The 10779-nt window shown below is 62.5% G+C and carries 7 protein-coding genes; all 7 read right to left on the reverse strand.

Features of this window, described 5'->3' with window-relative positions; genetic code table 11:
• Window positions 1-3 precede the first annotated feature (3 nt).
• The gene (gene glgA, locus LB519_RS20990) at window positions 4-1449 is read right to left on the reverse strand and encodes a glycogen synthase GlgA (RefSeq protein WP_224621064.1); all 1446 of its coding nucleotides are present in this window, start codon (window positions 1447-1449) and stop codon (window positions 4-6) included.
• A gap of 3 nt (window positions 1450-1452) precedes the next feature.
• Window positions 1453-2718 (reverse strand): glucose-1-phosphate adenylyltransferase, encoded by a 1266-nt coding sequence (gene glgC / locus LB519_RS20995; protein WP_013532699.1) that lies wholly within the window; start codon window positions 2716-2718, stop codon window positions 1453-1455.
• Window positions 2719-2770: 52 nt separating this feature from the next.
• Window positions 2771-4984, reverse strand: a complete 2214-nt coding sequence (gene glgB, locus LB519_RS21000; protein WP_127370874.1) for a 1,4-alpha-glucan branching protein GlgB — start codon at window positions 4982-4984, stop codon at window positions 2771-2773.
• A gap of 108 nt (window positions 4985-5092) precedes the next feature.
• Window positions 5093-7561: a glycogen/starch/alpha-glucan phosphorylase gene (locus tag LB519_RS21005; protein WP_024503694.1), complete on the reverse strand. Its 2469-nt coding sequence runs from the start codon at window positions 7559-7561 to the stop codon at window positions 5093-5095.
• Window positions 7562-7793: 232 nt separating this feature from the next.
• Window positions 7794-8603 carry an ATP-binding cassette domain-containing protein gene (locus LB519_RS21010; RefSeq protein ID WP_224621066.1) on the reverse strand — a complete coding sequence of 270 codons (810 nt, stop codon included), beginning with the start codon at window positions 8601-8603 and terminating at the stop codon, window positions 7794-7796.
• Window positions 8579-9640 carry an ABC transporter permease gene (locus tag LB519_RS21015; RefSeq protein ID WP_013532703.1) on the reverse strand — a complete coding sequence of 354 codons (1062 nt, stop codon included), beginning with the start codon at window positions 9638-9640 and terminating at the stop codon, window positions 8579-8581. The genes LB519_RS21010 and LB519_RS21015 overlap by 25 nt, the downstream gene beginning before the upstream one ends.
• 159 nt (window positions 9641-9799) lie before the next feature.
• Window positions 9800-10777, reverse strand: coding sequence for a sugar ABC transporter substrate-binding protein (locus LB519_RS21020; RefSeq protein WP_395316708.1), 978 nt, complete (start codon window positions 10775-10777; stop codon window positions 9800-9802).
• Window positions 10778-10779 lie beyond the last annotated feature (2 nt).

A 10779-nucleotide genomic window follows, 5' to 3' on the forward strand; every position in this document is an offset into this window, starting at 1 on the left:
GCTTCAGGCAACCCTTTTCGAAAGCAGCGAACGATAGAGTTCGACGTATTTTTCCGCGCTCTTGTCCCACGACACATCGGCTTTCATGCCCTGGCGCTGCAGCGATTCCCAGACCGTCGGACTGGCATGGGCGTCGACGAGGCGGCGGATAGCGTGCAGCAAGGCGCCGCCATTGTTGGGCGCGAACTGGAAGCCGGTGGCGACGCCGGCAGAGACGGCAGCCTCATTGGCGTCGATGACCGTGTCGGCGAGGCCGCCGGTGCGCGCGACCACCGGCACGCAGCCATAGCGCAGGCCGTAAAGCTGCGTCAGCCCGCACGGTTCGAAGCGCGAGGGAATGACGATGGCGTCGCAGCCGCCCTGCATGATGTGCGACAGCCCCTCGTCGTAGCCGACGACGACGCCGATGCGGCCGCGATGCCTGGCGGCGGCGGCAAGCAGCGCGCCTTCGAGACCGGCATCGCCCGATCCCAGGATGGCGAGCCGCGCACCCGTCGCGACAATGCCGTCGACCACCAGCGCCAATATGTCCATGCCCTTTTGCCAGGTCAGGCGGCTGACCACGCAGACGATCGGGCTGTCATCGCGCTCAAGGTTGAAGCGGTCCTCCACGGCAGCCCTGTTGGGTGCGCGCGCCTTCAGCGTGCTGGCCGTGTAGTTGGACACCAGATGCTTGTCGGTTTCCGGATCCCAGATGCCGGTGTCGATGCCGTTGACGATGCCATGGAGATCGCTGGAGCGCATGTTGATGAGGCCGTCGAGGCCCATGCCGAATTCGGGCGAGCGGATTTCCTGCGCGTAGGTCGGACTGACCGTGGTGATCGCCCAGGCGGCCTGCAGGCCCGCCTTGAGGAAGCCGACACCACCATAATATTCGACGCCGTCGAGCGCCATCGCCGCCGCCGGCAAGCCAAGCTCGCCGAAAATGCTGGCGCCGAACTGGCCCTGGAAGGCGAGGTTGTGGACGGTCATCATCGAAGGCACGCCGACCGCCTTGCCATAGCGCATATAGGCCAGCGTCATCGCCGACTGCCAGTCATGGGCGTGCACGATGTCGGGCTGGTAGCCCGAGATGGCGCCGCCGGCGATGTCGCCGCCGACCTGGCTCAACGCCGCGAAACGCCGCCAATTGTCTGGCCAGTCGACGCCGGTCGCATTGCCATAGGGGCCGCCGGGACGGTCGAACAGATGCGGCGCATCGAGCACGAACAGTTCGAGCCCGGCGAGTTGGACGGAATGGACAGAGGCCTTGCCGCCCTGCAGCAAGGGGTATTGCAGAACCGCCCGCTTTTTCTTGAAGGCAGCCATGACGGTCGGAAAGCCGGGCATGAGCGTGCGCACGGTCACGCCCTTGGCCGCCAAGGCAATGGGCAGCGCGCCGGTCACGTCGGCAAGCCCACCGGTCTTGATGAGCGGGAAAATTTCCGGCGTGACCGACAGAACCTGCATGCGTCAGAGCCCCAGCTTGTCGATCATGTCCTGGGTGACCAGGCAGATGCCCTTTTCGGAAACGCGGAAGCGCTTGGCGTCGAGAATAGGATCTTCGCCGACCACCAGCCCTTCCGGTATCCTAACACCATGGTCGATGACCACGCGCTTCAACTTTGCGTTCCGGCCGACATGAACGTCGGGCAGCATGACGACTTCTTCGAGCGTCGAATAGGAATTGATGCGCGCGCCGGTGAAGATCAGGCTTTTTTTCAGCGAAGCCCCCGAGACGATGCAATCGCCCGAAACCAGCGAAGACACAGCCGAACCGCGGCGGCCATCCTCGTCATGCACGAACTTTGCCGGCGGCTTCAATTCGGCATAGGTCCAGATCGGCCAGTCGCGGTCGTAGAGGTCGAGTTCCGGCGTGATATCGGTCAGGTCGATATTGGCTTCCCAATAGGCGTCGACCGTTCCGACGTCGCGCCAGTAGGCCTCGTTCTCGGCGGTCGAACGGACGCAGGACTTGGCGAAGCGGTGCGCGATCGCCTTACCGTGCTGGACGATATAGGGGATGATGTCCTTGCCGAAGTCGCGGCTCGAGCCCGGCTCGGCCGCATCGCGGCGCAACTGCTCCATCAGAAACTTGGTCTTGAAGACGTAAATGCCCATCGAGGCCAAGGCAAACTCCGGCTTATCGGGAATGCCGGGCGGATCGGCGGGCTTTTCGACGAAGGCGATGATGTTGTCCTTGCCATCGACATGCATGACGCCGAAGCCGGTGGCTTCCATGCGCGGCACTTCGAGGCAGCCAACGGTGACGTCGGCATTGGCGTCGACGTGCTGGCGAAGCATCATCTCGTAGTCCATCTTGTAGATGTGGTCGCCAGCCAGGATGACCATGTATTCGGGTCCGTAGGCCTCGATGATGTCGATGTTCTGATAGACGGCGTCAGCCGTGCCCTCATACCATTGCGTTTCCGAGACGCGCTGGCTGGCCGGCAGGATGTCGAAGCTTTCGTTTCGCTCGGGGCGCAGGAAGTTCCAGCCGCGCTGCAGATGACGGATCAGCGAATGCGCCTTGTACTGGGTGGCAACGCCGAGGCGTCGAATGCCGGAGTTAAGCGCGTTGGAGAGCGCGAAGTCGATGATGCGCGTCTTGCCGCCGAAATAGACGGCCGGCTTGGCACGCCGGTCGGTCAGTTCCTTGAGGCGGCTGCCACGGCCGCCGGCCAATACATAGGCCATGGCATCGCGCGCCAGCGGCTGGGTCCGTTTCAAGTCTGCCATTTCTACCCTCCCAAGTTACTCGATCTCGACATGTTACTCAGTGTCGATGGGTTCAGTCGGCGACGAGCTCGAGCATGATCGTGGACAGCGGCGGCAAGAGCATCGTCGCGGCGATGCTTCCTTCCTCCGCCCGCGCCTCGACCATGCCGCCATTGCCCTTGCCGGAACCGCCATATTCAGAAGCGTCGGTGTTGATGATCTCGCGCCATTTGCCTGATGTCGGCAACGGCACGCGATAATTATCGCGCGGCACCGGCGTGAAATTGGAAATGACGGCCACCGGGCTGCCGCCCGGCGCACTGCGCAGCCAGGCAAAAACCGAATTCTGGCTGTCGTCGACGATCAGCCAAGAAAACCCTTCCGGCTCACAATCACGGCCGTGCAGTGCCGGGCGCGAACGGTAGAGATAGTTGAGATCGCGCACCGTCTGCCAGACGCCGCGATGCGGCCGGAATTCAAGCAGGTTCCAGTCGAGCGCGCGCGCCTCGCTCCATTCGCGGCGCTGCCCGAACTCCTGCCCCATGAAAAGCAGCTTCTTGCCGGGATAGCCCCACATGAAAGCGTAGTAGGCGCGTAGCGTCGCAAACTTCTGCCAGTCGTCGCCGGCCATCTTGCCAAGCAACGTGCCTTTGCCGTGCACAACCTCGTCATGCGAGAGCGGCAGCACGAAATTCTCCGAGAAGGCGTAGGTCAGGCCGAAGGTGAGGTCGTTGTGGTGGTGCTTTCGGAAGATCGGCTCCTTGGAGAAATACTCCAGCGTGTCGTGCATGAAGCCCATATTCCACTTGAAGCCGAAGCCGAGGCCGCCTTCATGCACCGGTGCCGAGACCTTCGGCCATGAGGTCGATTCCTCGGCTATGGTCATGACGCCCGGATGATGGCCGTAGACCTCCTTGTTCATCTTCTGCAGGAAGCTGACCGCCTCGAGATTCTCGCGGCCGCCCTTCTCGTTGGGGATCCATTCGCCGGCCTTGCGTGAATAGTCGAGGTAGAGCATCGAGGCGACCGCGTCGACGCGCAAACCGTCGACATGGTATTTCTCGGCCCAGAACAGCGCATTGTTGACCAGGAACGACACCACCTCGCGGCGGCCGAAATTGTAGATCGCGGTGTTCCAGTCGGGATGAAAACCCTTGCGCGGATCGGCATGTTCATAGAGCGCGGTGCCATCGAAATTGGCCAGGCCATGCGCGTCGACCGGGAAATGTGCCGGCACCCAGTCGAGGATGACGCCGACGCCGGCGCGGTGGGCGCCATCGACGAAACGGGCAAAGCCGTCCGGGTCGCCAAAGCGGGCCGATGGCGCGTAAAGACCGGTCGTCTGGTAGCCCCAGGACGGGTCGTAGGGATGTTCAGAGATCGGCATGAATTCGATGTGGGTGAAACCGGTCTCGACCACATAGGGGATCAGCCGGTCGGCCAACTCGTCCCATGACAGGAACGTTCCGTCGTCGCGAAGCTGCCAGGAGCCGGCATGGACCTCGTAGATCGAGATGGCTTCTCGCCGGTGATCGGCATTGCGCCAGAAATTGCGATGCGCCTCGTCGCCCCACTCGTGCGCCGGCGGCACCGCCACGACCGAAGCAGTAGCCGGACGCAGTTCGGATTTGAAGGCGAACGGGTCGGCCTTCAGCGGCAGCCTCACACCATCGGGGCCGATGATCTCGTATTTGTAGGGTCGTCCGGCACCGATGTCGGGTACGAACAGTTCCCAGATACCGGTGTCGCGGCGGTCTCGCATGGTGTGCCGGCGGCCGTCCCACTCGTTGAAGTCGCCGACCACAGAGACGCGCCGCGCATTGGGAGCCCAGACGGCGAAATGCACTCCGGTGGCGCCTTCGTGATCGATGACATGGGCGCCGAGCTTGTCGAACAGCCTTAGATGCGAGCCTTGGGCGATGTAGTAATCGTCCATCGGGCCCAGCACCGGACCGAACGAATAGGGATCGGTCAGCCACCAGTCGCCGCCGGCGTTCCTGGCATGATAGCGCAGGGGTTGCCGCTTCTTGATCGAGAGCTTGCCTTCGAAAAAGCCGCCATCGTCGCGCCTGGACAATTCACCCGCGATGGTGCCGGTCAGCGTGTAGGCGGTGACGAATTCGGCATTCGGAACAAAGCACCGGGCATACAGGCTCTTGCCGACCTCATGGACACCAAGGACGGCGAAGGGATCTCCGTGCGTGCCGGCAACAATCGCCGCGACATCGCCGGCTGGCGCCAGTCCATCCGGCCCGCTTGTCGCAGCGGTCGCGCGCGGCTTCTTCATCAGGCAGTGTCCCTCCCCGGGCACCAAGTGTTTGTTTCTAGTGATGTGAATCCAACATTCAAATTCACATCACCGGGACCACATTGTTTGCGGCCTCATGCAATCACATCAGACAGGCACGTTCCAGATTTCTTTCGCATATTGGCGGATCGTGCGATCGGAGGAGAACCAGCCGACACGCGCAACGTTGCGGATTGCCCGGGCGTACCAGTCGGGACTGTTGCGCCAGACCGCATCGACCTCGCGCTGGGCGGCGGCATAGGCATCGAAATCGGCGGCAACCATGAACCAGTCGCTGTTGTAGAGACCGTTGATGAGATCGCGGTAACGCTCCGGATCGTCCGGCGAGAAGACGCCTGACGAAACAGCCGCAACCGCTTGCGCCAGCTCAGGCGAGCCTTCGATGACGGCGCGCGGATCGTAGCCGTTGTTGCGCCGCTCGGCGACCTCGGCGGTGGTCAGGCCGAAGATGAAGATGTTGTCGTCGCCGACGCATTCCTTGATCTCGACATTGGCGCCGTCGAGCGTGCCGATGGTCAGCGCACCGTTCAGCGCGAACTTCATGTTGCCGGTGCCCGACGCTTCCATGCCGGCGGTCGAGATCTGTTCGGACAGATCGGCGGCCGGCATCATGATCTCGGCAAGGCTGACATTGTAGTTCGGCACGAACACCACCTTCAGCAGACCGCGCACGGCCGGATCGCGGTTGATGACCTTGGCGACATCGTTGGCGAGTTTGATGATCAGCTTGGCATTGTGGTAGCTGGGCGCCGCCTTGCCGCCGAAGAATTTCACGCGCGGCATCCAGTCGCGCTCGGGATGCGAGCGGATCTGGTCGTAGAGGGCGATCGCCTCGAGGATATTCAGAAGCTGGCGCTTGTATTCATGGATACGCTTGATCTGGATATCGAACAGCGCCGAGGGATCGACCTTGATGCCGAGCCGGTCGGCGACGAGGTTGGCCAGCCGCGCCTTGTTGGCTCGCTTGACGGCGGCGAACTTGTCGCGAAAGGCGGCATCGCCGGCGAAACCGTCGAGATCCTTGATGGCGTCGATGTCATCGAGAAAGCGGTCGCCGATCGCCTCGCGGGCAAGCGACGTCAGCCCGGGATTACACTGGATCAGCCAGCGCCGCGGCGTGATGCCGTTGGTCTTGTTGTTGATGCGATCGGGATAGAGCTTGTGCAGATCGGCGAACACCGTCTCCTTCATCAGGTCGGTGTGAAGCGCCGAAACGCCGTTGATCGAGTGCGAACCGACAAAGGCCAGATTGCCCATGCGCACCCGGCGGTCGCCATTTTCCTGGATCAGCGAGATGCGGCCGATCTGCTCGTCCGAGAACTGGTTGGACGCACGCGCCTCCAGAAGCACTTCGGCGTTGATGGCATAGACGATCTGCATGTGGCGCGGCAAAAGCCGCTCGAACAGCGGCACCGGCCAGCTTTCCAGCGCCTCGGGCAGCAGCGTGTGGTTGGTGTAGCCGAAGGTGCGCTGGGTGATGTCCCAGGCCTGATCGAAGTCCATGCCGTGGACGTCCATCAACAGGCGCATCAACTCCGGCACAGCGATGGCCGGATGGGTGTCGTTCAGGTGGATCGCAGCCTTGTCGGGCAAGGACTTCAGGTCGCCATATTGGCTGAGATGGCGCTGGACGATGTCCTGCAGCGATGCGGTGGAGAAGAAATATTCCTGCCGAAGCCGCAGTTCCTGCCCGGCCTTGTGGGAATCGGCGGGATAGAGCACGCGCGACAAGGCATCGGCCTTGTTGCTTTCGGCGAGCGCGCCGATGTGGTCGCCGGCATTGAACTTGTCGAGCAGGATCGGATCGACCGGCATGCCCGACCAGAGCCGCAGCGTGTTGACGCGGTTGGCCCGCCAGCCGACGACGGGCGTATCATAGGCGACGGCCAGCACATGCTCGGTCGGCTTCCAGACATGGCGTTCGAGGCGGCCGTCCTTGGAGGTGATCGATTCCACCGAACCGCCGAAACCGACCTCGAACGAGCGCTCACGGCGTTCGAATTCCCACGGGTTTCCGTGATCGAGCCAGGTTTCAGGCAATTCGACCTGCCAGCCGTCGTGAATCTCCTGGCGGAACATGCCGTTGGCATAGCGGATGCCGTAGCCATGCGCGGGAATGTCGACGGTCGCCATGCTTTCCATGAAGCAGGCCGCAAGCCGCCCGAGGCCGCCATTGCCAAGTGCGGCATCCGGCTCGAGTGCGGCGATGAGATCGAGATCGACGCCCAGGGACGACAGGGCCTCGCGCATGTTGTCCATCAGGCCGAGATTGGAGAAGGCATCGCGCATCAGGCGGCCGATGAGGAACTCCAGAGACAGATAGTAGACGCGTTTTTCCTTCTGATCGTACGCCTCCTTCGTCGCCTGCATCCAGCGATCGACGATCCGGTCGCGCACGACCTTGATCGAGGCGGTCAGCCAGTCGTACTGGGTCGCAACGGTGGTATCCTTGCCGACCCGGTATTTGAGGGCCACCAAGACTTCACGTGCGAGTGTCTTGGGATCAGGATTTTCGAGCAGTGGAGGAAGGGGTTCGGATGTCATCGCGCTCGTCATGATGCCTCTCGTGCGGTTGCCATGATCATACCGGCTTTCATCGCTCCTCCCAGCCCATGCTAGCTGATACCGCTATATATTCAATCGATTTAAACAAGCCCGAACCGGCACGCCCCCTGCGGCAATTTGGCAATTCGCAAGTGTAACGCGCCAAGACGGTCGCGCGACGCGCTTCAAATTCCTGTTCCGTGCTTGCCGTGCCGCCAACCCTCCAGCACTTGGGCGACATGTATCAGGCCGCCAGCGCTGCCTCGGGCGGAACCTTTGCTCCGGTCATGAAGGCCACGGCATCGGACATCGTATATTGCTTGGGATCGATGACGCAGAGGCGACGGCCGAGCCGGTGGATGTGAATGCGGTCGGCCACTTCGAACACATGCGGCATGTTGTGCGAGATCAGCACGATCGGCAGGCCGCGCTTCTTGACGTCGAGGATCAACTCGAGCACGCGGCGGCTTTCCTTGACGCCAAGGGCGGCCGTCGGCTCGTCCATGATCACCACACGACTGCCGAAGGCGGCCGCGCGCGCCACCGCAACGCCCTGCCTCTGGCCGCCCGAGAGCGTTTCCACAGCCTGGCTGATGTTCTGGATGGTCATCAGGCCAAGCTCGGTAAGCTTGTCGCGGGCGCGCTTTTCCATCGCCGGACGGTCGAGCATACGCAGCCAATCGCCCAGAAAACCCGGTTTGCGGATCTCGCGGCCAAGGAACATGTTATCGGCGATCGAGAGCGCCGGCGACAGTGCCAGATTCTGGTAGACGGTCTCGATGCCGGCTTCGCGTGCCTCCATCGGCGATTTGAAGGCGACGGGTTTGCCTTCAAGCCGGATCTCGCCTTCGTCGGGCACGGCCGCGCCGGAAATCGCCTTGATGAGCGACGATTTGCCGGCGCCGTTGTCGCCGATGACGGCGAGGATTTCGCCGGGATAAAGGTCGAAGTCGGCATTGTCGAGGGCGGTGACACGGCCATAGCGCTTGATCAGGCCACGCGCAGTGAGGATGGGTTCCTGGGTCATGGTCATGCCGACACCTTTCTGATCCATTGGTCGACTGCCACGGCGCCGATGATCAGCACACCGGTGAGCAGCACCTTCCATTGCGGATCGGCGCCCAGCATGTTGAGGCCCATGGAAACGACGCCGACGATCATCGCGCCGAACAGCGTGCCCAGGATGGAGCCGCGTCCGCCGAAGAGGGAAATACCGCCGATCACCGTCGCGGTGATGGCCTGCAGATTGTAATCGGTGACGGCAGCCGACGGCGAGATCGAGCCGTTGCGGCCGATGGAGACCCAGGCCGCGAAAGCGGCGATCAGGCCGGCCAAGGTGTAGACCGTCATCAACACCTTCTTGGTCTGGATGCCCGACAGCTTCGCCGCCTCCTGGTCATCGCCAACGGCGTAGACATGGCGGCCCCACGCCGTGTGATTGAGCACGTACCAGAGGATCATCACGAGCAGGACCGTGGCAATGACGCCGAGCGTCAGCACCGCAGTGCCGACCTTGAAGCTGATGGCAAAGAGATGCAGCAGCGGCGCCTGGGTATCGACGTCGGTGTCGCGGATCGTCTCGTTGGCCGAATAGATGAAGTTCGTGGCCATGACGATGTTCCAGGTGCCAAGCGTCACGATGAAGGGTGGTAGCTTCATGTAGGCGACAAGCACCCCGTTGAGCAGCCCGCAGGCGGCGCCGGCGGCAAGCCCGATCGCCACTGCGAGCGCGCTCGGCATGCCGTAGGAGACCGCGCAATTGCCCATGATCACCGCTGAAATCACCATGATCACACCAATCGACAGGTCGATGCCTGCGGTCAGGATGACCAATGTCTGCGCAGCCCCCAGAATGCCGATGATGGCGATCTGCTGCAGGATAAGCGTCAGCGTGTAGGACGAAAAGAAACGCCCACCGATGGTGATGCCGAAGACGATGATCGCCAGAACCAGGACGATCAGCGGCACCGCGGCCGGCGTCGAATGCAAGAAATGCTGGATACGCTTGACGGCCGATTTGTGCTCGTCAAAAGCAGCGACGCTGGTGTCGCTGCTCGAGAGAACCTTCTCGAATTCCTGAGCTTGAGCCATGTTTTCTCCCCGTAGGCTTCAGCCAAACGCCGACGCCAGTCCACGCCTTTCCGGTCTGCTGCCGGGATTGTTCGCGGTCACGCGAGCCATCGTCCACCCGAAGCGGCCGGGGATCAAGCCCCGACCGCTCAGGTTCCTTGGATGCCGGTCAGAACGGCATCAGCCCCAGCACTTGGCGAGGCCTTCCTTGGTGTCGATAGACTTGACGCCGGTGGCCGGCTTGTCGGTCACCAGGTTGACGCCGGTGTCGAAGAAGTTCTTGCCTTCGGTCGGCTTCGGCTTGGTTCCGTCCTTGGCAAAAGCGGCGATCGCCTCGATGCCGAGTGCAGCCATCTGCAGCGGGTATTGCTGGGAAGTGGCGCCGATGACACCTTCGGCCACCGACTTCACGCCGGGGCAGCCGCCGTCGACGGAAACGATCAGCACCTGGCTTTCGAGGCCGACAGCCTTGAGCGCCTGGTAGGCGCCGACAGCGGCGGGCTCGTTGATGGTGTGGATGACGTTGATGGTGTTGTCCTTCTGCAGGAGGTTCTCCATCGCCTTGCGGCCGCCCTCTTCGTTGCCGTTGGTGACGTCATGGCCGACGATGCGCGGATCGGTCTCGTCGCCGATCTTGTTGGGATCTTTTACATCGATGCCGTAGCCCATCATGAAGCCCTGGTCGCGCAGCACGTCGACAGTCGGCTGCGAAGGCGTCAGGTCTAGGAAGCCTATCTTGGCGTCCTTGGCCTTGTCGCCGAGCGTGGCGGCGGCCCAGGCCCCGATCAGCTTGCCTGCTTCGAGATTGTCCGTCGCGAAGGTCGCATCGGCGGCGTCGATCGGATCGAGCGGCGTGTCGAGAGCGATCACCAGCAGGCCGGCATCACGCGCCTTCTTCACGGTCGGCACGATGCCCTTGGTGTCGGATGCGGTGATCAGGATACCCTTGGCGCCATCGGCGATGCAGCTTTCGATCGCCGCGACCTGGCTCTCGCTGTCGCCGTCGATCTTGCCGGCATAGGTCTTGAGGTCGACGCCGAGTTCCTTGGCCTTCGCGGTCGCGCCTTCCTTCATCTTGACGAAGAAGGGATTGGTGTCGGTCTTGGTGATCAGGCAGGCGCCGACACCGGCCGCGGATGCGGACGAGGCAAACGCCATCA

The sequence above is a fragment of the Mesorhizobium sp. AD1-1 genome (assembly GCF_020164655.1).
In the GTDB taxonomy this organism is placed as follows: domain Bacteria; phylum Pseudomonadota; class Alphaproteobacteria; order Rhizobiales; family Rhizobiaceae; genus Mesorhizobium; species Mesorhizobium ciceri.

Excerpts from the sequence above, each read along its gene's own strand:
- glgC (WP_013532699.1), bottom strand. The coding sequence starts at position 2,718 with ATGGCAGACTTGAAACGGACCCAGCCGCTGGCGCGCGATGCCATGGCC.
- LB519_RS21020 (WP_395316708.1), bottom strand. The coding sequence starts at position 10,777 with ATGGCGTTTGCCTCGTCCGCATCCGCGGCCGGTGTCGGCGCCTGCCTG.
- LB519_RS21015 (WP_013532703.1), bottom strand. The coding sequence starts at position 9,640 with ATGGCTCAAGCTCAGGAATTCGAGAAGGTTCTCTCGAGCAGCGACACC.
- glgA (WP_224621064.1), bottom strand. The coding sequence starts at position 1,449 with ATGCAGGTTCTGTCGGTCACGCCGGAAATTTTCCCGCTCATCAAGACC.
- LB519_RS21010 (WP_224621066.1), bottom strand. The coding sequence starts at position 8,603 with ATGGATCAGAAAGGTGTCGGCATGACCATGACCCAGGAACCCATCCTC.
- LB519_RS21005 (WP_024503694.1), bottom strand. The coding sequence starts at position 7,561 with ATGACGAGCGCGATGACATCCGAACCCCTTCCTCCACTGCTCGAAAAT.
- glgB (WP_127370874.1), bottom strand. The coding sequence starts at position 4,984 with ATGAAGAAGCCGCGCGCGACCGCTGCGACAAGCGGGCCGGATGGACTG.